The 25,837-nt window shown below is 69.1% G+C and carries 20 protein-coding genes and 1 tRNA gene; 11 read left to right on the forward strand and 10 right to left on the reverse strand.

What is annotated here, in order from left to right:
- Position 1 precedes the first annotated feature (1 nt).
- Together H489_RS32805 and H489_RS32810 are read right to left on the reverse strand one after the other, a co-directional pair.
- Positions 2 to 1,420 (reverse strand): hypothetical protein, encoded by a 1,419-nt coding sequence (locus H489_RS32805; protein ID WP_017888081.1) that lies wholly within the window; start codon positions 1,418 to 1,420, stop codon positions 2 to 4.
- Positions 1,417 to 4,035: a hypothetical protein gene (locus H489_RS32810; protein ID WP_017888082.1), complete on the reverse strand. Its 2,619-nt coding sequence runs from the start codon at positions 4,033 to 4,035 to the stop codon at positions 1,417 to 1,419. Before H489_RS32810 ends, H489_RS32805 begins: the two co-directional genes overlap by 4 nt.
- Positions 4,036 to 4,426: 391 nt before the next feature.
- On the opposite strand from H489_RS32810, the gene H489_RS32815 reads away from it, so the two are divergent.
- Positions 4,427 to 5,020 (forward strand): hypothetical protein, encoded by a 594-nt coding sequence (locus H489_RS32815; RefSeq protein WP_017888083.1) that lies wholly within the window; start codon positions 4,427 to 4,429, stop codon positions 5,018 to 5,020.
- Between the two features lie 33 nt (positions 5,021 to 5,053).
- Here H489_RS32815 and H489_RS32820 read toward each other — a convergent pair whose 3' ends face one another.
- The 5 genes from H489_RS32820 to H489_RS32840 form a co-directional block, all read right to left on the reverse strand.
- Positions 5,054 to 5,416, reverse strand: a complete 363-nt coding sequence (locus H489_RS32820) for a hypothetical protein (RefSeq protein ID WP_017888084.1) — start codon at positions 5,414 to 5,416, stop codon at positions 5,054 to 5,056.
- A 79-nt stretch (positions 5,417 to 5,495) separates the two neighbouring features.
- Entirely contained in the window at positions 5,496 to 6,428 is a 933-nt protein-coding gene (locus H489_RS32825) for a hypothetical protein (RefSeq protein ID WP_017888085.1), read from the reverse strand.
- 100 nt (positions 6,429 to 6,528) lie between these two features.
- A complete protein-coding gene (locus H489_RS32830; RefSeq protein ID WP_017888086.1) occupies positions 6,529 to 7,308 on the reverse strand; it encodes an Imm1 family immunity protein in 780 nt (259 codons plus the stop codon).
- Between the two features lie 13 nt (positions 7,309 to 7,321).
- Positions 7,322 to 12,748, reverse strand: a complete 5,427-nt coding sequence (locus H489_RS32835) for a DUF6531 domain-containing protein (RefSeq protein ID WP_017888087.1) — start codon at positions 12,746 to 12,748, stop codon at positions 7,322 to 7,324.
- Between the two features lie 117 nt (positions 12,749 to 12,865).
- Entirely contained in the window at positions 12,866 to 13,147 is a 282-nt protein-coding gene (locus H489_RS32840) for a hypothetical protein (protein WP_017888088.1), read from the reverse strand.
- A gap of 207 nt (positions 13,148 to 13,354) precedes the next feature.
- On the opposite strand from H489_RS32840, the gene H489_RS32845 reads away from it, so the two are divergent.
- The 6 genes from H489_RS32845 (at position 13,355) to pstB (ending at position 21,044) form a co-directional block, all read left to right on the forward strand.
- Positions 13,355 to 15,520 carry an RNA degradosome polyphosphate kinase gene (locus H489_RS32845; RefSeq protein ID WP_017888089.1) on the forward strand — a complete coding sequence of 722 codons (2,166 nt, stop codon included), beginning with the start codon at positions 13,355 to 13,357 and terminating at the stop codon, positions 15,518 to 15,520.
- Positions 15,517 to 16,464 carry an NUDIX hydrolase gene (locus tag H489_RS32850; RefSeq protein ID WP_017888090.1) on the forward strand — a complete coding sequence of 316 codons (948 nt, stop codon included), beginning with the start codon at positions 15,517 to 15,519 and terminating at the stop codon, positions 16,462 to 16,464. The genes H489_RS32845 and H489_RS32850 overlap by 4 nt, the downstream gene beginning before the upstream one ends.
- A gap of 356 nt (positions 16,465 to 16,820) precedes the next feature.
- Entirely contained in the window at positions 16,821 to 17,927 is a 1,107-nt protein-coding gene (locus tag H489_RS32855; RefSeq protein ID WP_017888091.1) for a phosphate ABC transporter substrate-binding protein PstS, read from the forward strand.
- Positions 17,928 to 18,165: 238 nt separating this feature from the next.
- Entirely contained in the window at positions 18,166 to 19,116 is a 951-nt protein-coding gene (gene pstC / locus H489_RS32860) for a phosphate ABC transporter permease subunit PstC (protein WP_017888092.1), read from the forward strand.
- Between the two features lie 13 nt (positions 19,117 to 19,129).
- The gene (gene pstA, locus H489_RS32865; protein WP_017888093.1) at positions 19,130 to 20,215 is read left to right on the forward strand and encodes a phosphate ABC transporter permease PstA; all 1,086 of its coding nucleotides are present in this window, start codon (positions 19,130 to 19,132) and stop codon (positions 20,213 to 20,215) included.
- Positions 20,216 to 20,264: 49 nt separating this feature from the next.
- Positions 20,265 to 21,044: a phosphate ABC transporter ATP-binding protein PstB gene (gene pstB / locus H489_RS32870; RefSeq protein ID WP_017888094.1), complete on the forward strand. Its 780-nt coding sequence runs from the start codon at positions 20,265 to 20,267 to the stop codon at positions 21,042 to 21,044.
- 275 nt (positions 21,045 to 21,319) lie between these two features.
- On the opposite strand, the gene H489_RS32875 is transcribed toward pstB, so the two are convergent.
- From H489_RS32875 to H489_RS32885, 3 genes are all read right to left on the reverse strand, one after another.
- Complete coding sequence (locus tag H489_RS32875) at positions 21,320 to 22,195, reverse strand: anti-sigma factor domain-containing protein (RefSeq protein WP_017888095.1); 876 nt, start codon at positions 22,193 to 22,195, stop codon at positions 21,320 to 21,322.
- The gene (sigK, locus tag H489_RS32880; protein WP_017888096.1) at positions 22,192 to 22,791 is read right to left on the reverse strand and encodes an ECF RNA polymerase sigma factor SigK; all 600 of its coding nucleotides are present in this window, start codon (positions 22,789 to 22,791) and stop codon (positions 22,192 to 22,194) included. The genes H489_RS32875 and sigK overlap by 4 nt, the downstream gene beginning before the upstream one ends.
- Positions 22,792 to 23,317: 526 nt before the next feature.
- Entirely contained in the window at positions 23,318 to 23,947 is a 630-nt protein-coding gene (locus H489_RS32885) for a hypothetical protein (protein ID WP_017888097.1), read from the reverse strand.
- A 127-nt stretch (positions 23,948 to 24,074) separates the two neighbouring features.
- On the opposite strand from H489_RS32885, the gene H489_RS38345 reads away from it, so the two are divergent.
- From H489_RS38345 to H489_RS32895, 4 genes are all read left to right on the forward strand, one after another.
- Positions 24,075 to 24,236 (forward strand): hypothetical protein, encoded by a 162-nt coding sequence (locus H489_RS38345; protein ID WP_017888098.1) that lies wholly within the window; start codon positions 24,075 to 24,077, stop codon positions 24,234 to 24,236.
- 53 nt (positions 24,237 to 24,289) lie between these two features.
- A tRNA-Lys gene (locus H489_RS32890) sits at positions 24,290 to 24,365 on the forward strand.
- Between the two features lie 98 nt (positions 24,366 to 24,463).
- Entirely contained in the window at positions 24,464 to 25,300 is an 837-nt protein-coding gene (locus H489_RS0119665) for an SGNH/GDSL hydrolase family protein (protein ID WP_081612335.1), read from the forward strand.
- Positions 25,301 to 25,476: 176 nt separating this feature from the next.
- On the forward strand, positions 25,477 to 25,797 hold the full coding sequence (locus H489_RS32895) for a hypothetical protein (RefSeq protein WP_017888100.1): 321 nt from the start codon (positions 25,477 to 25,479) through the stop codon (positions 25,795 to 25,797).
- The last annotated feature ends 40 nt before the right edge of the window (positions 25,798 to 25,837 follow it).

Here is a 25,837-nt window from a genome sequence, read left to right on the forward strand (position 1 = left end):
GTCAGCGTGCGGTGGAGTCCTCGAACCACACCAGCGAGGTTGCCTGGGCCGCGTCGTCGCCGGATGCGTCATCGGAGCCGCCAGCGGCGACGTTGGCGGGTCGGAGACCGAGCTGCTGCGCCGAGGCCGACAGCACCGTCGCGCGTGCGCCGAGCGCCTGCTGCCGGGTGAAGTCGAGCGGCGGGCCGGCGATCCCCGCCGCGGAGTCGAGGTCGAGCGTGGCGAGGGCGTCGGTGACGTCGGTCGGCTCCACGCTCTGGGCCTTCCCGACCGCGCGGATGAGCGCGACGACGGCGTCGTGGCTCCGGGAGTCCGCTGCTCCCGCCACCGCCGAGAAGGGCCGGTCGCCCGTCAGGTTCTGGGCGTCTGCATCGTCCGCGAGCACCCGGACACCACCGAGGAACGCGGACATCGCCCGCCCCTCGGCGTCGGAGGAGAGCGCCCGTGCGTCGTCGGTGGCCACTCCGACTGTCCGGAAGGTGCCGCTCAGGCTGCCACCGCCGTCGACGAGCGCTGCGCCGAAGGCCGGGCTCGTCGCGTCCGGGGTGAGGATGACCGGCACCGTGACGTCGGCGGCCTGGAGTGCTGCCACCAGGGCGCCCTGTCGTTGCGCCGAACCGCTGATGACGACCGCATCGGAGTCCGGGTCCACCTTGCGGTCGGTGTCCTGCGCTTCGTCGGCACCCTCGCCCGCACCGCTCACACCGGTCCGTGCGGCGATCGTCTCGGCGAGCGAGCCCGTGTCCGAGGTGTCGTCGCCGTCGATGACGTGCGCCACCCGGAGCCCTGCAGGAGCACCGCCGCCGAGGTCGACGAGGAGCGGTGATCCGGCGTCACCGAGCGCAGCAGTCATGGCACTGCTGACCGAGCCGGCTGCCGGGGCGGTCGTCCAGGAGTCCTTCTCGGCGGGTGCGTAGGGCAGCACGACCGGGACGCCCTTCGCCGCCGCAGCGGTGAGCGCTCCGGTCACGTGCGCGCCGGACGAAGCGACGACGATGCCCGCGACGCCGCTCTCGGCGAGGTCGGCGACAGCGGCCTTCGCCCCAGCGGTCGTCCCTCCGTCGTTCTTCGTGACGAGGGTGATGTCGGTTCCGCCGAGCGCGAGTCGTCGCTCGGCGACGAGGGCGCCCTGCGCCGCTTCGTTCCACTCGGAGCCCTCGCCGTCGCCCAGGGTGACGACGACGCCGATCTTCGTGTCCTCCGGAACGCCCCTGACGGTGATGCCCACGGGCACCGTGGCCGGGACGGCTTCGGCAGGCGCGCTGCTGCCGATCGCCCGGAACGTCAGGACGGCGGCGACCACCGCGGCCACCAGGAGCACGGCGATGCCGACGATGAGCAGTCGGCGTCGGTTGCGCGGACGCCCGGCGTCGGTGCCCTCGGTCTGGTCGATCGTCTGGTCGGTCGTCTGGTCGCTCATCGCTCAGCCCCGATCCGGAAGGTGTACAGCGTGGTCGACGTCGCACTGGCCGGCACCTTGAGCTGGAACGCCGGCAGCGTCGTCGCCGCGTCGATCGAGGCGCGGAACTGCTCCTGCTGGAGGAGGATCCCGGCGACGTCCTCGGCGCGGACGTTCGCGTAGCCGGCGGCGTTCTGCGATGCCAGGGCGAGCTGGTAGTCCGCAGAGTCGGACTTCGCCGCGCTCGTGGCCATCGCGCCGAGGATGCCGGATCCGTTGACCTTGCGGTCACCCAGGTCGAGCATCACCCGGTTGAGGTCGCCCGTCAGCAGTGTCGACGCGCCCTGGACGTCGCGCGTCGAAGCACTCGTGCTCGCGGCGATCTGCTCCAGGCTCGACGCCGTCTGGCGGTCGACGGCGGACGCCAGCTCGGAGCCTTCCCGCTCCAGTGTCCCCCGCTGCTCGTCGATCGTGCCCTTCGAGTCCTTCGTGACCTCGCCAGAGGTGGAACGGAGGCCGGCGATCGACTTGTCGAAGGCCGAGATGACGGCGTCACGACTGCCCTTCGCCGTCTCGCTGACCTGCCGCACCTGCTGGTCGATGATCTTCTGGACGTCCTTCTCGGACTGGGTGGACGCGTCGGCGAAGGCCTTGCGGACGGCGTCCTGCAGCTCGGTCTGCTGCGTGCTGATCGCGGTCAGCTGGGTGCCGACCACTGCGCTCGACTTCGTTGCCTGCTCGACGAGTTCCTCGAGCTGGCGGGCTGCGCCGTCGACCGAGCCACCGTCGTCGCGCACCGCTCGACGCACCTCGGCGATGCCGTCGTCGAGCGCTTCGACGTCGTCGGACAGCGTCGTCACCGCGGCACCGATACCGGTCGCTGAACGGAGATCGGTCGCCGCGACCACCGCATCCCACTGCTCCGCCTGGTCCGTGAGGCGTTCGTCCATCGGGGTGCTGAACCGCCCACCGGGCTTCAGCGTCGTGCCTTCTTCGGCACCGGGGCACGGCGTCGTGGTCAGGTACCCGCGCAGCGCATCCGCCTGCTCCGCGTCGAGCTGGTCGGTCGCCGCGAGAGCGCAGAGCTGGTCGGCGACCTCGCGGTTCTGCGCCTGCATCGAGGTGCTGAACAGACCGTCGCCGGCGCCGCCCACGAGGGCGCGCGCTGCGATGGCCTGCCGGTTCACCGTCGTGACGGCGTCGCGCACAGGGCCGAGGTCGTCAGCGGTCTGGTCACGCAGGTCCTGCAACGCCTGCAGGGTGCGCGCGACCTCACCGGTGCCGTCGCTGCCGAGCGCCTGCACGGCGGTGTCGATCTCCCCGAGCTTGGCCCGCAGGGCGTCCGACTGCTCGATCGCCGAGTCCGCGAGCTTGGGGTCGAGCTGGTCGGCGAGCTGCTGCCCGGTGTTGACCAGACCGATCAACGAGGTGCTCACCGCACGCGACGATTCCCAGAGCGCGCAGGTCAACGAACCACGGGCCTCCTGAGGAGCGCACGTCGCCGCGTCCGGCGACGCCGGGCCGACGGATCCCGCCAGCTGCGTGCTGACCTGCTGCTTGCACGCCTCGCTGGCGTCGGCGTAGCCGGTGAGCTGCGCCGAGACGCGGAGCAGGTTGCCGTAGACGCTGCCCCCGGCGGACGGGGTCTTCGGTGTGGCCGCGCAGCCGTTGCCGTCGAGCACCGTTGCCGGCGCGGTCGCGGACGTGTCGCCGAGCAGGCTGTCGAGGCTCGTGGTGGTCTGCTGGAGCTGCTGCAACACCGTCGACTGCGTGGCCTTCACGGTGGTGCCGAGATCGCCGTTCAGGGAGCCGAGCTGCTCGGAGAGCGACTGCATCGTGCTCGCCAGCGAGGAGCTGCTCTCCTTCAGGCGTTCCGCCGTCCTGACGCCGAGGGTCTCGGACGTCGTCTCGAGGTTCGACCGGACCTCGGTGATGGTGCCGCCGGCACGGGCAAGCACCTCGTTGACCTGCGCGATGAGGTCGATCGTGCGGCGCTGCAGCGCCAGTTCGGAATCGTTGTCGGACCCGAACGCCGCGTTCACGACGCCGGTCGAGGACAGGTCCGTCGACAGCCCGGGCTGCGTCGCGACGTCGATGGTCGGCGCGGTGAAGTCCTCGACGTCGGCGACGAGGTGCAGCGTGCTGCTCGCGCCGGAGGTCGGCGGGGCGAGCAGCCGTCCCCACTGGACGACCGCGTCGCCGTCCTCGTTGGTGCTCACGACACCGTCGGTCGAGGAGCCGGAGTCGGCGGAGTCCGTGACGACGCGGTCCGCGGCGGTCCCCGTCAGCACGGTCGACGCAGCGATGCTGAAGGGCGCGCCCACGAGTGCCGGGGTCGAACGCGACGTGCCCGCGACGTCGTAGGTCAGGTTCTTCGACTTGACCGTCAGGTTCTCGATCGTCAGGTCGATCGACACCCGACCCGAGTAGCCGTCGAGGTCGGCGAGGTCCGTCCCGGTCTTCTTCTTCGTCGAGTACTGCGTCGTGATGCGCAGTGGCAGGTCACTCGCTGCCTTCGCGGGGTCGTGCTCGGTCGTCGAAGACGACGAGTCCTTGCCGGCGACCGAGATCGCGGTGTCCGAGATCGACGTGATCGAACCATCCGCGGCGAGGCGCGTGTCGACGGTCTGCAGCACCCGCGAGGGGTCAGAAACGGGCTTGTCGTCGGAAGTGCAGCCAGCGAGTACCAGCGCAGCGATCCCCGTCACGGCGACCGCCCCCACGAGTCGGCGACTGGTGCTTCGTGTTCCGGTGTTCCCGGCACGCTGGTTGATCACGGTCTTCCCCCCAAGAGAATCGTCGAGCACATCGATGCTAGTTGCTGAACAGCGTCGGGTCCGGGCGGGTCGGCCCCGCCAGCCACCCCCGTTCGGGCCACAGCTCGCCGCTGAAATCCAACATAGAGCATCTGCGGGCTTACCCGTCCCTGTTCACAGCCCGCTGATACTCTGCACGCATGATCCAGGGGGACCAGGGCGTCATGCCCTTCGAACGACCGCGCACGAACGCACGAACGGGGGCGGACGGGTGAACATCAACCTGTCGCCGGTGGTGATAGCCCTGGCCGCGATGGTCGCCATCCCGGCCGTCGTCAGCGCGCTCGTCCGTCAGAGCGACAGGAAGCGGCCACCGTCCTCCGTCGTCGGCGACGAGGCGTACGGCGTGCTCTTCACCGTCCGCGCGCGCCGGTTCAGCTACCTGCTGCTCCGCATCATCGGCATCGTCTTCGTCGTCGTCGGCGGGTTCTTCTTCCTGGCCACGCTCAGCCTGCTCGACGACCCCGATGCGATCGGCATGCTCATCGCCGGCGTCGGCATGGTGCTGTTCGGGATCCTGTTCGTCTACCTCGGAGTCGGTCAGAAGCGCCGTCGCGTCGAGGCGTACGACTCGCAGCTGGTCGTGACGCCGATGTTCCGTGCCGCGCGGACCGTCGACCCGGCGGCGATCAAGCGCATCCGGCCCACCACCAACCGGTTCGGTGGCCTGGACATCAAGGTGAACGGCCAACGCGGCGTGATCAGCGTCCTGTCGATCGACGCCGCCTATCCCGAGCTCTGTGCATGGCTCGAGCAGCGGGCGCCCGCGCAGTGGGGTGAGTTCATCGGGGCCTTCGGGCGCTGAGCGGCGCGCTGCTGCTGCACTGGGCCGACGGACCTACCGTGTTCGCACGGGCTCGAAGCTCTTCACGTACACGGCCTGGCGGATCGTGTTCAGGAATGCCCGCATCGTGAAGGAACCCTCGCCGGCGTTCAACCGGTAGCGCTCCCCCTCGATGACGTCCCGCGCCAGTTCGTCCTCGTTGTCGCGGCTCACACCCCAGCTCTGCACGAGCGTTCCGCAGTCGGACGTCTCGAGCACGACCTGCGACGTCGACGAGCCGACGCCCTTCAGGGAGTGAGACGAGTCCGCACTGCTGTGCGCGGAGCTGACGCTGCAGACGACGTGCAGCCGGTGTCCTGCGTCGTAGACCTTCAACGTGATCGACCCGACGAAGAAGCCCAGCAAGGGAACGAGCACGAAGACGGAGAAGACGATCGAAGCCAGGATCCTGTCTCGCCGGACGCGTCTTCGCCGTGCGAGTCGCGCAGCCCCGGAGTCATTCATCGATACCGGCCGCAGGCTCACCCGGCTCGCTCACGCCGTACACCTCCGGGGCCAGCGGCACCCACGGCGCATGCTCCCTGACCCAGAACGACGCGCCACCGACGGTGAATGCGCACTCCCCGGGGGCACGGTCGTAGCGGCGAGCGAAAGCGTCTTGGTTCCCGAACGAGATCGTCTTCGAATAGGTCAGACGGCCACAGTCAGGCGCGTCGAACCCCACACCAGCGTAAGAAGCGCCGACGCCCTTCGCGGACCGACTCGCCAGTGTGACAGCTTCCGCAGACGTCGCCGTGCAAGTGACTCGCTCCCGGTGCGCGCTGTCGTATGCGTTCATGACGAACAGTCCCGGGAACATGGCAAGCGTGAAAAGGTGGAACGCGACGATGGTCAGCATCGACAGCGCGTTGCGGATTGGCTGCGGCTTCGTCTGGTGAGTGAGCTTGATGAAGAAGGCCTGGTGCTCGACCCAAGGCTCGCCGCCGTTCCGATCAAGCCAGTCGTTCAGTACGTCGTAGTGACGGTGGAACCGGTTCGACCGAAATCCGCGTCGTCCGCGAGCGGTAGCGGCGCTGACCACGTCGTTGCCTTTGCCTGACGCTCGAAAGCGGGCGAGTTCGCCAGGACGGATGGTCCTGGTGCCGCGGAAGTTGACGGTCGCCTCGAGTCGGTCGGGGAACACCTTGACCCGGGTGCGGATGGTACTCACCGCCAGCATCAGTCCCAGTAACCCGAAGAACAGCAGGAGCGCGCTACACCAGACGCGGGTGAACCACGCGCCACCGAACACATCCTGCGAGCACGCCAACCACAGTCCTGCGGCGACTACCCCAGCTGACAGCAGCCTCCACGCCACCGGCACCACCCTGTTCCCCTGGACCAGCACCGGCCTGCCGTGAGATTTCTTCAGCTCGCGTTCCCACGCCACCCTTCGACCGCACCGGGCGAGACCACCATCAACGCCGTAGCTTGCGGGATGCGCTCCCCATGCGCTCGTAGTGACGCCCCCTGAAGTGCGCCACCATCGATCACGGCAGCGAAGGCCGAACGGTCAACACCTCACCACCGCGCCAGGTCCCTGCGCCACTATCAACCCTCTTCTTCGCAAGAAACGCTTCAACGATCTTCAGCGCCGCTTCAACGTCCACCGTGAGGCCTCGAGCCACGGGAGCAGAAACGTTTCCCATGGCGATCTCGACAACATCCGACGCATCAACCGGGCCGCCGAGCGGAAGCTCCCACCGCTCTCCATCGGTCACGTCCTCAGTCCTGAAGACGATGACCTCCCGTGCGGCATCGCCACAGATGTTGATCTGACGATCTCGATCGATGACGCAGACCAACGTACGTTCACGGCCGTCGAGGGCGCGGACCTTCGCCTCCACTTGAGCCAGGGTCGGGGAGTTCTGCACGTTTCGCCGGCCGCGCACCCACCACTGCAGTGCAGGTCCCGAGGCTCGGTCGCGACCAGGGAGTCCCCTATCGACGTGCCGCCGGGCCAGTGCCCCGAGGGTCCAACCAGCGATGAGGCTCATGAACCAGGTCTGGATCGACAGCTGCGCGCCGACGAGCAAGAACTCGGTTGCAAGGGGCCCTCCGAAGAACGCGACCGCCAAGCCGAGCATTGCCCACCCCGAGCCGAGGAACCCCAGAAGGCCGGCGAGGGTGACGGCGAGCAGCACATTCGCCAAGACGACCGGAAACGTCAGCTGCTGCAATCCGAAGAAGAACGCGACCGCGCCCGTGAGAGCGATCAGCGCGATGTTGCCGACGACGCCCGCTCGACTCAGCGGGCGATAACGGCGCACTCGAGTACTCAAGTCACCATCCCATCACGCCACTCACTGAATCGTGGATCACGTCTCCTCCAGCGCCGACAGCGGAACCGATCGCCGCGCCTCCCCGAAGGGCCACAGCGTTTCGCCCGCTTCCGGTCAATCCCTGCCACGTCTGGGTCTGAGTATAGGGAACCTTCCGAAGGGCTTCGAAGTTGGTCTGGGTGTACTTCTCACCGAACGAGAGGTGGGGGGCGGCGGCACCCGACGCCGTGCTCCAGATCACGTCGTTCCAGGACATATCCTCGCCGGATATCCAGTGGTCGACAGTCGTGCCAGCCGTAGCTGCCACCGATCCCACGGCCGATGTGCCCAACTTAGAGACCACTGACTCCACCGGACGTTGCAAGTGCTCTGCGATGCTCCCTCCGGCTGGACCGGCAAGGCCACTGACGGAACCGGCCACGAACCCACCTCCAGCGGAACCAAGCAGCCCTCTCGCGGTGATCGGCTTGTTCGACGTCACGCTCGTGACGACGTTCGCAGCAACGCCGAAGCCAGAGCCAGCCGCGCCGTTGACTGCCATGTTCGTCGCGAGGGACTTGACGACCCTGGTCGTAGGGGCAGCGACGTTTTCGGCGACACGAAGCCCTTGCCCGCCGTACTTCGCCGCTTTGAAGAGCGATCCTGCCCCTCCCGGGATCGCGCCAAGCGCGGTGGCGCCGGCTACCTGAGCCCAGTTGACGTTGCCGGTGGTGGCCTTCTGCGTGATGACATCGAGACCGCCGCTGATCAGCATCATCCCGGCTGGTCCTCCAACTCCCGTGAACATCAGGATGCCTCCTCCCACAATTGCAGCTCCGCCAACGACGTACTCCCAGTTGTCCTTCCACCAGCCGCCATCAAACACCCCTTGATGCGCATCCCGGTACGCCTGGAGGTCAGCGTCGGTCGCCGGTCGGAGACCCAAGGGGTCCACCGCGTGCAACGGGTCGTTCCCGGCGTAGGAGTACGGGTTCCCCGACCATCCCGACCCGAGCACGGGCGCGAGCGGGTCAACGGACAGGAAGCCACGGGCGGCAGGGTCGTAGACGCGAGCACCGAGCCACTCGAGGCCGCCGATGTTGATTCCACCGGTCGCGGTGAGTCCGACGGTTGCGGGGAGCGCGGCGCCGGACACCCCGGCGAGCGTCGCCCACGGGTCGGATGCATCGGTCGCCCGGGCATTGCGCCAGCCCGGCGTCGTCCACTTCGTTCCGACGGCGGTGACGCCACCCGGGAGGTCGAGGACGCTCGTCCCGCCAATCGACATCAGGGATGGCACGGCGGCCGCGGTGTCCCACCATGCCTCGACGTCATCGACGGTGGCGAGTTCGCCGAGCGCATCCGTCCACACGTCGTTGCGCCCGGTCTCGGCGTAGGTGGCGTCGCGGGTAACGAGCCCCGCGAGGTACCCCAGCGGCGACCAGGTGTACTCGGTCGTGGAACCGTCCGGTTCGGTGCGACGCACCCGGCGGCCGAGCCCGTCGTGCACGTACTCCGTCCGCTGACCGTCGCGCAACGTGGCGGTCAGCTGTCCGGCGCGGTCGTACTCGTACGTGGTCGTGACGCCGTCGACGGTCTCGGACACCAGCCGACCGGCGGAGTCGTACTCCCAGGTGGAGTCGCCTGCGCGGACGAGCTGCCCGGCGCCGTCGAACGTGTAATCGACACGTCCGTCGGGGCCATCGATCGCGGCGATCCGGCCGTCGTCGTCTCGTGCGATCCGGGTGACCTGGGCGCCGTCGGGAGTGGTCGTGGTGTGCGCCACGAGGACACCGCCCTCGTACGACCACGCCTGCACGAGGTCCCCGGTCGCCGACTGGACGATGCGCCCGCCGGCGTCGTACGCGAAGGTGCCGACTCCGAGACCGCCCCGCTCCACCGCGGTCACGAGTCCGGCGGCGTTCCGGCGGAACGCGGTGTGGGTGCCGGCAGGGTCGATGCGCGCCGTGCGGTTCCCGTCGGCGTCGTACTCCCACCCGATCGCCGCCGAGCCACGGCTTCGACGGACCAGGAGCCCCCGTCGGTCGTGGTGCAGCTCGTGCTCCACACTCCGTCCGGCACCGCGGGTGTGGTCGGTGACGGTCAGAGTCCGGCCGAGGGCGTCCCGCCGGAGCTCGAACTGGACGACACCGTCGACGCCGACGTCCCGCTGCCGGCCAGCCGCGTCGTAGGACCAGGTGACAGTGTGGCCGTCGGGATCGGTCTGGCCGACCTGACGGCCCGCGGCGTCGTAGGCCGCGGTCGTGGTGCGCCCGAGCGGGTCGGTCACGCTTGTGATGCGGTCTGCATCGTCGTACGTACGGGTTGTGACGCCGCCCGTTGGGTCGGTGACGGTGGTGAGCCGACCTCGCTCGTCGTGGGCGAAGGTGGTGACACCGCCGAGACCATTGACGGTCGCCGCAAGCTGACCCGAGGCGTCGTAGCGGAACCGGCGCCGGCCGTACCGGGCGTCATGGACCGAGACGAGCCTCCCGGCAGCGTCGTAGCGGAACCGACTGGTGCCGGAACCCGGCGTCGTCTGCGCGACCACGCGCCCGACTGCGTCGTAGACGACCTGCTCTGTGTCCCCGGTGGGCAGCGTCCACCGGACGACACGCGAGTGCGCGTCGTACTCGAGTACGGTGCGTGCGCCGCTCGGATCGGTTGCGGCCGACGGACGGCCGCAGAGGTCGTACTCGTAGGTTGCGCGGACGCCGGACGGGGTGGTGAGCGATATCACCCGGCCCGCGAGGTCGCGTTCAATCCTGGTCAGTCCGCCCTCCCCATCGACAAGTTCGACGGGGCGTCCCGCAGCGTCGTAGGTGACGAGCTCGGAGCCGAACTCGTCGCTGGCGCTCTCGACCGGTCGTCCGTAGGCGTCGAACTGCACTGTGACCGCGTCGAAGGCGTCGCGCAGCGACGCGACCCCGGTCTTGGCGTCCTCCGAGAAGTCCTGACGGACCCCGGTCGGGTCGACCACGCTCGACAGGCGGCCGTTCACGTCGTATTCGCGGCTCCAAGTCGCGCCGGTCGGGTCGGTGACGGCCTGGAGGCGCGACAAAGCGTCGTGCGCGAACGTCCAGTCCGCGCCGCCCGGCATCTCGAGCCGCGCGAGGTTCGCCTGGTCGTCGTACGTCCGGGTCGTGGTGCGACCCAGGGGGTCAGTGACGGTGTGCAGTTCGCCGTCCGGTGAGTATGTGTACTCGGTGCGCGCCCCGAGCGGGCCGATGACCGCGCTGATCCGGCCGCCGGCGGCATGCTCGAAGCGCCAGACCGCTCCGTCGGCATCCTGCCGGGACTCCAGCAGACCCGCGGCGTCGTAGCGGTACTCGGTGCGAGCACCAGTGGGGCTGATCGCCGCAGTCGGCCGACCGGCGGCGTCACGCTCGACGCGCGCGGTGTCACCGAGCGCGTTCGTCGTCGCGACCAGCTCGCCGAAGGCGTCGTACTCGAGTTCGATCCGCACGCCGGTGGGGTCGACCACCTGGCGCAGGAGCCCCCCGTCCCAGCTCAGCTCCGTCCGGCCGCCGACCGGGTCGACGATGACCGACGGGTCGCGGTCGTCGCCCACGTACTCGTAGGTAACGACCGCACCGGCCTCGGTGACGACGGTCGTCACGCGATCCTGGTCGTCGTACCCGTAGGTCAGGTCGCCGCCGGAGGGCGTGACGGTGCGGGTCTTACGGCCGCGGTCGTCGTACGCGTGCACGGTCACCGAGCCGTCGCGCTCGGTCGCGGACACGAGATTGCCGTGCCGGTCGTAGCTCATCGACTGGCGTCGGTCGTCGGAGTCGATGACCCCGACGAGACGCCCCTTGGCGTCGGCGATGTAGGAGTTCGACCGCGAGCCGTCGTGGTCGGACACCACCGTGACGCGGCCGGGCAGGTAGGCGAACCGCACGGTGCGGCCGTGCGGGCTGATCTGTTCGACCACGCGGCATTGTGCGTCGTAGGTGTTGTCGACCTCGACGACACCGGCCGCACTCGTGACCGTCGTGATGAGGTCGTCTTCGTTCCAGCCGTACGTGCGGGTGCCGACGGCGTCGGTCACCGAGACGAGTCGGCCGCGCTCGTCGTACCCGTACTCGACCCGGCGGCCGTCGGATGCGCGGAGGACCGCGACCCGGCCGTCGACGTGGTCGATGTCGACCGCGCGGCCGCGCTCGTGTACCAGACGCACGACGACGTCGTCGCTGTCCCGCTCGACGCGGACCGCGGTACCGGCACCGCCGCGCTGTCCGAGCCACAGCCCCGACAGAGAGAAGTCGATGCGCTCGCCCTGGTTGTCGCAGACGACGAGCCGGTCGCCCTCGGCCGCGAGCCAGCGGTTCTCGCCGACGCCACGGGCCCACCCCTCGCCGTCACGTGGGAAGCGCACCTGACGACCGTCGGCGCCGACGAACGACGCGCCCTCGTCGTCGAGGAGCAGACGGGTCTCGAGGATCGACGCCCACCCCGGACCGAAGAGCCCGACGTGCTGGTCGAGGGAGTTGTACATGCGGGTCACCTGCAGCGCCGCAGATGCACCGGTGAACGCCAGGTCGAACTCCGGCTCGAGGAAGTTGCCCGTCGTGGTGTTCACCGGGTCCATCGAGAAGCCGGTGGTGGGCTGAGCGCCGTAGGCCGTCGGCGGCTCGAACTGCAGGTCGGTGCGGGTCTGCGAGACGCCGGCCGCGGCGAGCGCCGCAGCGAGGGCCGAGTCTGCGACGGTGGACACGGCACCCTCGCCGCCGGCGGCCGCGAAGGCGTCGGCGACGGTGTTGGCCCACGTGACGTCCTGGTCGTTCGCCCCGATCCACTGCTCGAACGCCGTCACGACGCTGCCGGCGTCGATGTGCGCCCACGAGCACTTCGTCGCGAAGTCGGCGAGCTTGCCGCGGAGCGCCCCGGGTTTGCCGTCGAGGGCGCGGTTCAGCGTCGAGGAACCGGTCGCGAACGAGCGGAGGTCAGCGGGCCGGGCGGACGACGTGCCGCCACCACCACCGCCGGCCCCGGGGTTCGGGGTTTCACGCGGCTTCGTCGTCACGGCCGGCGGGTCGAACTTCGGCGCCGGTTCGTTCTCGACGGTCGGCATCGGGTCGTAGTGGAAGGAGTCGTTGAGGAAGTCTTGGAACCCGTTGCGATCGTCCTCGCGCTCCTGCCACTCGCGGGCGGTTTTGCGGCGCGCGCGCTCGTCCGCGGCGGCGGCCTTCATGGTGTCGATCCACCCGGCGATGGTCTCGAGGGCGTCGACGATGTTGGTGGCATCGCTCGATGCCGTCCCCGCGTTCTGCGTGAAGAGCTGCGAGAAGTGCCCGCGGAACTCCTGCGAGGCGGTCGTCACGTACGACTGCCTCGATGCCTTCTGTCCGCTGATCGCGTCAGCCGACGCGGTCAGCGAGCTCTTGAGCGCATCCGCGGTGGCATCGTCGAACTCGATCGGATCCGTGTTGGCGTGGATCTTCGCCATGGTCGTCCCCCCAGGGTCGGTGCTTGTCGTGCTGATCGTGCTGGTGAAGCGGCCCCACCGACCGCGAACGCCCGGACCGCCGCGAATGCGACGGTCCGGGCGGGAACATGCTGGTGCCTACGCGCCGCCGCCTGCGGTGAAGATGTCCTGCGAGATCTTGTCGAGCTGCGTACGGAGCTGCTCGAGCTCGGTCTTCGCCTTGTCGAGAGCAGCCTTGGTCTCCGGCCAGGTGGACCCACGGAACGTCGCCGCGAGCGGGCCGTCCCAGACGTTCGAGTCGGAGAGGATCCGGCCCTGAGCGTCGAGCTGCGAGATCTGATCGGTGAAACCACCGTTGACGATCGACTGGACCTGACGGATGGCGGTCTTGGCCTGCTCGGTCGAAAGGACACGCGACATGATGAACCTCTTTCATTCGTAGCTGCACCCCCGCGCAGTGGAATCCCCCCGGAGGCTCTGACACGGCCCACCATACCCACAAACCCGGGCAGATGTCACCGTCGGTATATCGTGACCGTTCCTCCACACACGAACGGTTCACCACCGGTTTCCACAGCGTCCACCGGGGCCCCTCCGACGGCAGGGGCCGGGTGGCAGGATGTGGGGATGGACACCGAACCGCAGCTCGACGGCGAATCCGTCGCACCCGACCTCGACGACTTCGACGAGGTCGTCGAGATCGAGCACGAGTCGCTGCCGACGGACCGCTACTTCGACCGCGAGCTCAGCTGGCTCCGGTTCAACCAGCGCGTGCTCGAGCTGGGTGAAGACCGCACGCAGCCCCTGCTGGAGCGTGCGAACTTCCTGGCGATCTTCGCGTCCAACCTCGACGAGTTCTTCATGGTCCGCGTCGCCGGCCTGAAGCGCCGCATCGACACCGGCATCGCCGTCCCGACCAACGTCGGCCGTGCCCCCAGTGACGTCCTGCGCGACATCGCGAAGAAGGCTCACGAGCTGCAGGACCGGCACGCGCAGGCGTTCATCGGGTCGCTCAAGCCGGACCTCGACGCCGCGGGCATCCACATCGAGCACTGGTCCGACCTCGACGAAGCCGACCGGCAGCGGATGCGGGAGTACTTCAACGAGCAGATCTTCCCGGTGCTCATGCCGCTGGCGGTCGACCCGGCGCACCCGTTCCCCTACATCTCCGGGCTCTCGCTCAACCTGGCGGTGCGGGTCCGCAACCCGAAGTCGCAGCGCCAGGAGTTCGCGCGCCTCAAGGTGCCGCAGAACTTCTCCCGCTTCATCAAGCTGCCGGACGACAACTCCGGGCGGATGCGCTTCATCCCGCTCGAAGACCTCATCGCGAACCACCTCGACGACCTGTTCCCGGGGATGGAGGTCCTCGAGCACCACGTGTTCCGGGTCACCCGCAACGAGGACGTCGAGATCGAGGAGGACGAGGCCGAGAACCTCATCCAGGCCCTCGAGCGCGAGCTCCTGCGCCGCCGGTTCGGCCCGCCGATCCGCCTCGAGATCACCGAGGACATGGACCCGGTGACCCTCGACCTGCTCGTGCGTGAACTCGACATCACCGAGGAAGAGGTGTTCCGGCTGCCGTCGCCGCTCGACCTCGGCGGGCTGTTCGAGATCTCGAAGATCAGCCGCCCGGACCTGCACTACCCGAAGCACGTGCCGACGACCCCGGTGCAGTTCCAGCCGGGTGAACCGAACACGAAGCCCGACCTGTTCCGTGCGATCAAGGCGAACGACGTCCTGGTCCACCACCCCTACGAGTCCTTCGCCACGAGCGTGCAGGCGTTCCTCGAGCAGGCCGCGGCCGACCCGAACGTCCTGGCGATCAAGCAGACGCTGTACCGCACGTCCGGCGACAGCCCCATCGTCGAAGCGCTCATCGACGCAGCGGCCGCCGGCAAGCAGGTCCTCGCCCTGGTCGAGATCAAGGCGCGCTTCGACGAGCAGAACAACATCACCTGGGCCCGCAAGCTCGAGAAGGCCGGCGTGCACGTCGTCTACGGCCTGGTGGGGCTGAAGACGCACTCGAAGCTGGTGCTCGTCATCCGGCAAGAGGGCGGGACGCTCAAGCACTACAGCCACATCGGCACGGGCAACTACAACCCGAAGACCTCGCGCATCTACGAGGACATGGGCCTGTTCACCTCGGACGACACCGTGGGCAAGGACCTCACCCGCCTGTTCAACGAGCTGTCCGGCTACGCCATCGAGAAGAAGTTCAAGCGCCTGCTCGTGGCACCGCTGCACCTGCGGAAGGGCCTGCTCAAGCGCATCCAGACCGAGGCGGCGAACGCCCGTGCCGGCAAGCCCTCGGGCATCCGGATCAAGGTCAACTCGATGGTCGACGAGCAGATCATCGACGCGCTCTACCTGGCGAGCCAGGCCGGGGTGCCGATCGACGTCTGGGTCCGGGGCATCTGCTCGCTCAAGCCGGGGATGGAAGGCGTCAGCGACACCATCCGCGTGCGGAGCATCGTCGGCCGCTACCTGGAGCACTCCCGCGCCTTCGCGTTCCACAACGACGGCGACCCGGCGGTGTTCATCGGCAGCGCCGACATGATGCACCGCAACCTCGACCGTCGCGTCGAGGCACTCGTGCGGCTGGTCGCACCGGACCACATCAACGAGGTCCAGGAGATGTTCGACCTGGCGATGGCCGACACCGCCAGCTCGTGGCACCTGGAGTCCGACGGCGAGTGGACGCGGCACTCCACCGACGATGCGGGCCGCCCGCTCGAGGACGTGCAGAATGTGACCATGCGGAAGATCTCGGCTCGGAAGCGCTCGACTTGGTGAGCGGCGGTCCCTCGGGCCCCGTCGTCGCTGCGGGTGCGGTCGTCTGGCGCGAACAGGACGGCACACCCCTCGTGCTGCTCATCCACCGCGACCACCACAAGGACGTCTCCCTGCCCAAGGGCAAGGTGGACCCGGGCGAGGCCGTCCCGACGACCGCTGTGCGCGAGATCGACGAGGAGACCGGCTACCGCGTCCACCTCGGCGCTCCGCTCGGCACCGCCGAGTACGTGCTGCCGAACGGTCGCGACAAGGTCGTGCACTACTGGGCGGCCCGGGTCTCGGCCAAGGAGTACGCCCGCGCCGGGGCCTTCGAGCCGAACCACGAGGTCGCCGCACTCGAGTGGGTCACCATCGACGACGCCCGCAACCGTCTGACGTACGAGCGGGACGTCGCGATCCTCGACCGCTTCGCCGAACGCGCCGCCGCCGGACAGCACCGCACCTTCGCCCTGATCACCCTGCGCCACGCGAAGACCGTGCCCGGCTCGGACTGGGACGGTCCCGACGCCACCCGACCGCTGTTGCCCGTCGGCCGTTCGCAGGCCAAGGCCGCCGCGGCGCCGGTCGCGGCGTTCGGCCCGAAGAAGATCGTGAGCAGCACGGCGGCGCGGTGCCTCGCGACCGTCGAACCGCTCTCGGCCGCGACGAAGCTCGGCGTCTCGAGCACCCCGGACATCAGCCAGGACGCCCACGACCGCGGAGCCGCCGACGTCAAGGGCGTCGTCCGGCGCCGCCTCGACAAGGGCAAGACCGCCGTGCTCTGCTCGCACGGCCCGGTGCTGCCCGACATCATCGCCCGGATCGCCACCGTGACCGCCGACGACTCCGGCCGCTTCGACCTGCGTCGTGCGGCGATGTTGTCCGTCGGGGACTTCTCCGTCATGCACATCGCCGGAGACACACTCGTCGCGGTCGAGACGCACCGCAACACGATCTCGGCGTGACCCGAGACCGGCGGACCACAGTGCCGCCGGACAGCAGCGCCACCGGGCCACAGCGGACGCGTCCGGTAGCCGGCCACGAGACGGGCCGCGCCGCGCCCGGAGAACGCGATCCGGGCCTCCCGACCGCCCTTCCGCGATCATGCGTGCGTATCTTCCGAACGCGCGCACAGTGCCCCCGATCCTGCTCCCTGCGCGGGCGCGGCGCACGCCGCCCCGACGCGGACAACCCCTCGTTCACCTTCCGTTCACCAGCGGGGGTGATCCCCGTCACCTCGCGTCCCTACAGTCGCTCCCGGGTCGGCACCGGCCCAGGGACCGCAGTGGTCCCACTGCATTCCATTCCCGAAGGGACCCCTGTGAACATCAAGCGAATCGGTTCGATCGCAGCAATCGCGATCGCCGGCGCAGTCGTGCTCTCCTCGTGCGCGGCAAACGAGGACGCGGGCAGCACCAAGTCCTCCTCCACCAGCGGCAGCGACTACTCGAAGCTCTCCGGCACCCTGACCGGCTCGGGCTCGTCCGCACAGCAGACCGCGCAGGCCACCTGGGCCGCCGGTTTCCAGGACGAAGCCAAGGGCGTCACGGTGAACTACACGCCGGACGGCTCCGGCGCCGGCCGCGAGAACTTCATGTCGGGTGCCGCGGACTTCGCCGGCTCCGACGCCGCACTGAAGGACGAGGAGCTCTCGGGCAAGTTCGAGTCCTGCAAGGCGGACACCAAGGGCATCGACATCCCCGTCTACATCTCCCCGATCGCCATCGCGTACAAGGTCGACGGCGTCAGCGACCTGACCCTCGACGCGAAGACCATCGCGGGCATCTTCTCGGGCAAGATCACCAAGTGGAACGACTCGGAGATCGCCGACCTGAACAAGGACGCGAAGCTGCCGGACGCGAACATCACGGTCGTGCACCGCTCCGACGACTCGGGCACCACGCAGAACTTCTCGGAGTACGTCTCCGCGAACGCCGGCGACGTCTGGACCGAAGAGCCGAGCCAGACCTTCCCGTACTCGGTCGGTGACAGCGCGAAGGGCACCTCCGGTGTCGCCTCCGCGATGGGCAACGCCACCAACGCCATCACCTACATCGACGACTCCGGCGCGGGTGACCTCGACCGCGCGAAGCTGATGGTCGGCGACAAGGCGACCGAGATCTCGGCCGACGGTGCCGCGCAGGTCGTCGCCGACTCGAAGATCGCAACCGGCCGCGAGGACAACGACCTCGCGATCGACATCGACCGCAAGGACACCGCTGACGGTGCCTGGCCGCTGGTCCTCGTCTCCTACGCCATCGCGTGCCAGGAGTACAAGGACGCCGACAAGGCCGAGCTCGTGAAGGGCTACCTGGACTACGTCGTCTCGAGCGCTGCTCAGGACGCCGCTGCGAAGGAGGCCAAGTCGGCCGCCCTCTCCTCCGACCTGGCGTCGAAGGCCAAGGACGCGGTCGCGTCCATCAAGTAAGGCCCCCTGAGCGCCCGGACGCCGGTCCCACCCACATGACCGGCGTCCGGGCCCTCGCCCGTCCGGGCCCCACCGGGAGTGCAGCACCACCGCCGCCACCGGGAGCGCAGCACGACTGCCGCCACCGGGAGCACAGCATCACCGCTCCCACCGGGAAGAGCCCGCACCCGGACGTCCCACCCCGCTCCACCACCCGCACCCGTCGCCTCCCCCGGCGTTCCTCCGACTGGAGTACCCCATGACGACCGCACCGGCCCAGCCAGGGGCCACCGTCACCCCGATCAAGCCGAAGGCCGTCGTCCGCGTCGGTGACCGGATCTTCTCCGCCGCCTCGGTCATCGCCGGCGGCCTCATCCTCTTCGTGCTCGTGCTCGTCGCCGCGTTCCTCGTCTGGCAGAGCATCCCGGCGTTCTCCGCCAAGGTCGGCGAGCTGCCCGGGAAGGCCACGAACTTCTGGGACTTCGTCGGCCCCCTGGTGTTCGGCACCGTCTGGTCCGCGCTCATCGCGCTCGTGATCGCCGTGCCGCTGTCCCTCGGGATCGCCCTCTTCATCTCGCACTTCGCGCCGCGTCGACTCGCTCCGGTCCTCGGCTACGTCATCGACCTGCTGGCCGCGGTGCCGTCGGTCGTCTACGGCCTCTGGGGCATCGCCGTGCTGGCTCCCCTGGTGAAGCCCTTCTACGTGTTCCTGAACGAGTACCTCGGCTGGTTCCCGCTGTTCTCCGGTCAGGTGTCCGGCACCGGCCGCACGATCCTGACGGCCTCGATCGTCCTCGCCGTCATGGCGATCCCGATCATGACGGCGGTCATGCGTGAGATCTTCCTGCAGGCCCCGACCCTCAACGAGGAAGCGGCCCTGGCCCTCGGCGCGACCCGCTGGGAGATGATCCGCCTGTCTGTCCTGCCGTTCGCGAAGTCCGGCATCGTGTCCGCGATCATGCTCGGCCTCGGTCGTGCACTCGGCGAGACGATGGCGATCGCGCTGGTGTTGTCGGTCTCGACGAACGTCACGTTCGAGATGCTGACGTCGCAGAACCCCTCGACGATCGCCGCGAACATCGCCCTGCAGTTCGCCGAGGCTTCCGGGACGGCACTGAACGCGCTCATCGCGTCGGGTCTCATCCTCTTCGTCATCACCCTGGTCATCAACATGCTCGCGCGGTACATCGTCCGCAGCCGAGTCAGCTGAGAGGTCGCACCCGATGTCCCTCGCGCTCCGTCAGACCGGCACCGCCGGCAACGTCTACGCCAACGGCAAGCTGCACGCGTCCGTCCCGTGGCTGCTGCTGGTCGGCAGCTGGGTCGCCCTCGTCCTGGTCTTCGCCCTGCTCAACGCCGGTGGCGCCGTCAAGGACTTCAACGTCGTCGCCGCGATCTTCCTCGGCACGGTCCTGTTCGACGTGCTCATCGTCGTCGTCTCGCGCATCGTCGAGGGCGGTCGCAAGGCCGTCGACCGCCTGGTCACCTCGCTCGTCATCACGGCGTTCGTCATCGCGGTCCTGCCGCTGGTGTCGCTGCTCTGGACGGTCATCGCCAAGGGCGTCGCCCGCCTCGACGCGAACTTCTTCTCGTACTCGATGCGCGGGGTCATCTCCGAGGGCGGCGGCGCGGTCCACGCGCTCATCGGCACCCTCGAGATCACCCTGTTCGCGGCGCTCATCTCGGTGCCGATCGGTCTGCTCACCTCGATCTACCTGGTCGAGTACGGTCGTGGCGCGCTGGCGAAGGGCATCACGTTCTTCGTCGACGTCATGACGGGCATCCCGTCGATCGTCGCCGGGCTGTTCGCCTACGCGCTCTTCGCGCTGTTCCTCGGCCCGGGTGCCCGCTTCGGTCTGGTCGGCTCCGTCGCCCTGTCGGTGCTGATGATCCCGATCGTCGTGCGCTCCACCGAAGAGGTGCTGAAGATCGTCCCGATGGAACTCCGCGAGGCCTCGTACGCCCTCGGTGTCCCGAAGTACCTGACGATCCTCAAGGTGGTTCTGCCCACGAGCCTCGCGGGCATCATGACCGGCATCATGCTCTCGATCGCCCGCGTCATCGGTGAGACCGCCCCGCTGCTCGTCACGGCCGGCTTCACCGCGAGCATGAACTACAACCTGTTCCGCGACCCGATGATGACCCTGCCGGTGTACGCCTACACGCAGTACTCGCAGCAGGGCGCCAACCCGGTGCCGTTCGTCGACCGGGCGTGGACCGCGGCCCTGGTGCTCATCCTGATCGTGATGCTGCTCAACCTGCTTGCCCGGATCATCACCCGCCTCTTCGCCCCCAAGCTCAGCCGCTGACCGTCCGCCCCCGCGGATCCAGCGTCACCACCCACCCAGAAGGATCAACGTGTCCAAGCGCATCGAGGTCGACGGCCTCAACGTCTACTACTCGAAGTTCAAGGCGGTCGAGGGTGTCGACATCACCATCGAGCCCCGCACCGTCACGGCCTTCATCGGCCCGTCGGGCTGCGGCAAGTCCACCTTCCTCCGCACCCTGAACCGCATGCACGAGGTCATCCCCGGCGCATGGGTCGAGGGATCGGTCAAGATCGACGGCGACGACCTGTACGGCCCCGGCGTCGACCCCGTGCTCGTCCGCCGTCAGGTCGGCATGGTCTTCCAGCGACCGAACCCGTTCCCGACGATGTCGATCCGCGACAACGTGCTCGCGGGCGTCAAGCTCAACAACAAGCGCGTCTCCCGCTCCGAGGCCGACGACATCGTCGAGCGCTCGCTGCAGGGTGCGAATCTGTGGAACGAGGTCAAGGACCGCCTCGACAAGCCCGGCATGGGCCTGTCCGGTGGCCAGCAGCAGCGGCTCTGCATCGCTCGCGCGATCGCGGTCGAGCCGGACGTGCTGCTGATGGACGAGCCCTGCTCGGCCCTCGACCCGATCTCGACCCTGGCCATCGAGGACCTGATCGAGGAGCTCAAGAAGGAGTTCACGATCGTGATCGTGACCCACAACATGCAGCAGGCGTCGCGCGTCAGCGACAAGACGGCGTTCTTCAACATCGCCGGCACCGGCGCTCCTGGCAAGCTCATCGAGTTCGACGACACCGCGACGATGTTCTCGAACCCGTCCGTGCAGGCCACCGAGGACTACGTCTCGGGCCGCTTCGGTTGATCGGCATCCGTCCGTCGCGCTGACGGACGGCCTGGAGGCCCGGTGCACGTCCGCCACGGACGCGCACCGGGCCTTCGTGGTTGCGCCGGGTGCCGCGGCGGCCCGCAAGACGTGCGCATGTTCCGACGATCCACGCGTCGATCGACTCGTGGTTCGTCGTTCGATGCGCACGCAGACGTTGCGTGCGTATGTTCCGACGTTCCACGCGTCGATCGACTCGTGGAACGACGAAAGGTGCCCGCGCATCGACTGCACGGGCACCTTCCGGAGTACCGTCAGGCCGTGGTGGTGGGGACAGCCATGATCGGCGACGAGGTCGGCTGCTTCGAACCACCAGCGGGCTCGACCGTCATGCCGATCGTCGCACCCTCGGACATCGCACCCTTCAGCACAGCGGAGTGCACACCGTCCGCCGCGCCGTCGACCAGGCCGGCCGACTTGATGGCACCGCCCTGCTCCTCGGAGCCGATGTACCAGAGCTCGTACGTCTTGCCCTTCGGCGCCTGCTCGACGCCGTCCAGGATCACCGCGGACTTGCCGAGGTCGTTCGACCACACGACCGTCGCCGAACCGCCGCCCGCGACCTTGGTCGTGGTGCGCTGGAAGTCCGACGCGGCGTAGATGCGGTCAAGGCCGCTCGAGGCCTGCGTGGTGCCCGGTCCGGAGCCGTTCGGGTCGAAGACCGATCCGACGCCGAGTCCCCCGAAGAAGACCGCGGCGACGGCAGCAGCGGCCGTCAGCATCACCGCCGGACGCTGGAACCAGCGGCGGCGAGCCTCGGACGACGCCCGGCCACCGGCGGTGGGGCCGTCGGCGATCGAGGTGACGGGCACGGCGGGCGCAGGGCGGGCCTCCTGGGCGGGGGTGGTCTCGGCGACCGGGGTCTGGTCGACCGTCGTGTCGGCGAGGGGTGCGGCCTGCGGGGTCGTGGCGATCCGGGCCAGCAGCGACGCCTTCAGCGACGCGGGGGGCTCGATCGGTGCGACGGCGTAGGCGAGCTGCAGCGCGGTCTCGCGCAGCGAGTCGTTCTCGGCCTGCAGCTCGGGGGACGTCCGGAGGGCGTCCTCGAGGAGCGCGCGCTCGTCATCGGACAGCGCGTCGAGTGCGTGGGACCCCGTCATCAGTGCGGGGTCGTCGTGGCGTTCGGTCATGAGGTCACCCCCATCTCGTCTCGGAGTCGGATCATCCCGTCACGGAGACGGGTCTTGACGGTGCCGATGGGGACACCGAGGTGTTCGGCCATCTCGCTGTGCGAGTAGCCGCCGTAGTACGCGAGTTGCACAGCCTGCCGCTGGAACTCCGTGAGCTTCGCCAGCGCTCGGCCGACGCGCTCGTGCTCGATGCGGATCTCGACGGACTCGGAGACCTGGTCGAAACCGGCCTCGAGGTCGCGGATGCCGATCTTGGTGTCGCGGTCGTGCGAGGACTGCGAGGCGCGGACCCGGTCGACCGCGCGGCGGTGGGCCATGGTGAGGACCCAGCTGGCGGCCGTTCCGCGCGTCCGGTCGAAGCGGGTGGCCTGCTGCCAGACTTCCAGGAAGACCTCCTGCGTGACCTCTTCCGACTGCGCGCGGTCCCGGAGGAGCCGCGTGATCAGACCGAGGACCCGGCCGGACAGTGCGTCGTAGAGGTCCGCGAAGGCGGCTTGGTCACCGGAGGCGACCCGGGCGAGGAGGTCGTCCGGCGATGCCTGAGCTGGCTCTGACGAGCTCCAGCGTTCGGTGTCGCTATCCACGAGGGCAAGCATTGCAGGTTTCCCTCCTCTCGGTTGCTTTCGTTGACCAGGCGGGTAGCACGAAGCCCCCGCATGGGCGGTCGAGACGAGGGGCCGGCGTGACCCACAGGGAATTGACCGGCGGTGCCGGTCCGGGTCACACCGGGCCTCTCGCTTCGTGACGGGCATTCCGTCCGCCACGATGATGATTCGGCGCGGTCCCCGCTGTGGATTGGGCGGGGATCGGGATTTCTCGGCGGCGCGGGCGCGGCGGGCTCCCCGCGGGCGGTGCGCTGGCACGCCCGGGGCCGGTTCTGTCCACCATGAGTGAACAGGGTCGAGTGATCAGCCGACGTCTCGTAGACTGGTGATCGCCGGGCCGCAGCAAGCCCCGGGCTCCAAAATTCGCCGCTTCGAGCGGCCTCGCGCCGAGAGGCGCTTTCTGCGGCTCGGCTTCTCCATGCCCGGATGCGTCGCGCGCTCGCGCGGCCGTGCGCGTCGTCGCGAAACTCCGCGCCCCTGGCCTGGAGGCTGGGTGCGGGTCCGCCCCTCCGCCCGCTCAGTCCAGGCTGTCGCGACGCCAGAGCGCCGCCGCCTCGGTCAGGTCGGCCGCCAGCTCCGTCAGGCGGAGCGCCCGCGTCGTCAGCTCGCCCGCCCGCTCGGACGCGACCAGGTCGGACTCGTCCGCCACGGCGGTCGCACCGGCGGCGGTCAGGCGGCAGAACGATGCCCCGCGGTCCAGCGCCACCGCGAGGTCGCCCGTGTACAGGCCGTGCAGGATGCGGTCGGCGAGCGTCAGGATCTCGGCCGGGCCGGTCGGTTCCTCAGCACCCGCGACCGCCTGGTCGATCGTGCCGATCTGCGCCGTGCCCCGTTCGAACAGGTACGCGATCTCCTCCGGGTTCTGCCGGATGACGATGCGCACCAGGTAGACCCGCCAGAGCGCCCCCGGCAGGGTGTGCGCCCCCACCCGCGCCCACAGCTCCGCGATGGCGTCGATGCCGTGCACGTCGGTGTAGGTGACGAGCCGCTCGACCACGGCGGGGTCCGGGTCCTCACGCACACGGTGCAGCAGGGCGTTCGCGGTCTCGTGCGCGACACGGTTCACCAGCGCCGGGTCCTCACCGCCCTGGATGGCGGCGAACTCGGCGTCGGTGAAGTGGACAGGACGGTGGTGATCGCGAGGCACCGCAGCAGTTTAGGCGCGGCCGGTGACACGCCCGCGGCCCGTTCGCCGAGAACGCAACGACTGCGCCGCGCGTACCGTGTTGCGGCAGGGAGGCGCTCCTCCCTGCACGTGAAGGAGAGGATCTTCCATGAACGCCCTGCTCATCATCCTGGCTGTGATCGCAGTCATCCTGCTGTTCGTCGGCGGGTTCGCCGCGAGCCTGAAGTTCCTGCTCTACGTCGGCATCGTGCTGCTGATCATCGCGGTCATCGCGTGGCTGCTGCGAACGCTCACCGGACGCCGGGGCTGACCCGCTCGCACGGTTCTGTCCCAGAGGCCCTCACCCGCTAGCCTTGCGGGTGAGGGCCTCTAGCTCAGTTGGTAGAGCACCGGACTTTTAATCCGAGGGTCGTGGGTTCGAGCCCCACGGGGCCCACCACCTTCCTGAACGCCGGCTTTTCATCCGAGGGTCGTGGGTTCGAGCCCCACGGGGCCCACCACCAGTCTTCCCTGTTGCTCTTGTCTACAATCGGTCCGATGGGCCGAGGATCGCAGCGCGAACGGCCGGGCACCCCCAACGACCCGGCGACGATGCCGCGACGCCGCCGCAGACTCGTCCCCGCACTCGCCCTCGGCGCCATGGCACTCGGGGTCTCCGGACTCCTGCTGATCCTGCCGAGCGTGTCGAGCGCCTGCCAGCCCGTCTCCTCGTCGACCTCGGCCTCGGCCGTCGCGGCCCCCGGGGTCTCGGCCGAGCGGATCGCGGCGGCGATCGAGCCCGGATCGCGTGTCCTGATCGTCGGCGACTCGTACACGTCCGGTCGTGGGTCGACCAGCGGGATCCACGGCTGGGCCCAGGACATCAGCGAGGACCGCGGGTGGAAGGCAAAGATCGACGACTACCCGGGCACCGGCTACGTCGACGTCGGCGCCTCCGGTTCGTCGCACTTCACGTTCGGTCCCCGGATCGAACGAGACGCCTCCTTCGACCCGGAACTGGTGATCGTGCAGGGCAGCCAGAACGACTGGCTCGTCGACGCCGACACCCTGCGCGCCGCCGTCGAGCGCACGCTCCGCACGGCGCAGCAGACCTGGCCGGACGCGGTCGTCGTCGCGTTCGGTCCGTCGGCACCCCTGCCGCACGCGAAGACCACGGTCGGTGTCGCCGCCTCGGTCTCGTCGGCTGCAGCCACAGTCGGGGTCCCCTACATCGATGCCCTCGCCGGCCGGTGGTTCACGACCACGAACAGTCCCGGGTACTCGGCGCCCGACGGCGGGCACCCGAACGACGCCGGCCACCAGTACCTGGCTGACCGCGTCAGCGAGGCGCTGGACGCCCTCGCCACCCCCGCCGACAGTGCCCGGTGCGCCTGACGGGTGCCGTCCGCTCCTGAACGGGGTACAACCCGTCCCCAGCGAGCTCATGGGAGATCCCCTGCACAGCACAGTCGGTCCCCAGCGGACTGTTGGGCTCCCGCCGATAGTGTCGTTCCCGGATCCGATCACCGGATCCTGCAGCACCGCACCACCACGAACGAACGGGGTACACCGTGATCGAGCCCATCGAAGCCACGCAGACCAGCACCACAGGTGACGCGCGCCGCATCGTCGAGCTCGCAGCAGCGACCAACACGACGATGAGCAACGAGCTCCTGCTCGACACGCTCCGCCGCAACGCCCAGGTCACGACCCGCCACATCCGCAAGGACTTCATCGAGGTCGCGACCGCCACCGCCGTGCTCGGCTACGTCTGCCGCCAGCGCAAGGACTTCATCGCGCTCCGCGGCGACGACCCGGCCTGGGCACACGAGGTCGGCCGGTACCCGACCGAGTCCCTCGCGGTCGAGGCACTCCGGATGCGCCGCGGCTGACGCCCGGCTTCCGACACGAACGCACAAGGCCCCGCCGGAC

The sequence above is a fragment of the Curtobacterium flaccumfaciens UCD-AKU genome, assembly GCF_000349565.1.
Taxonomy (GTDB): Bacteria; Actinomycetota; Actinomycetes; order Actinomycetales; family Microbacteriaceae; genus Curtobacterium; species Curtobacterium poinsettiae.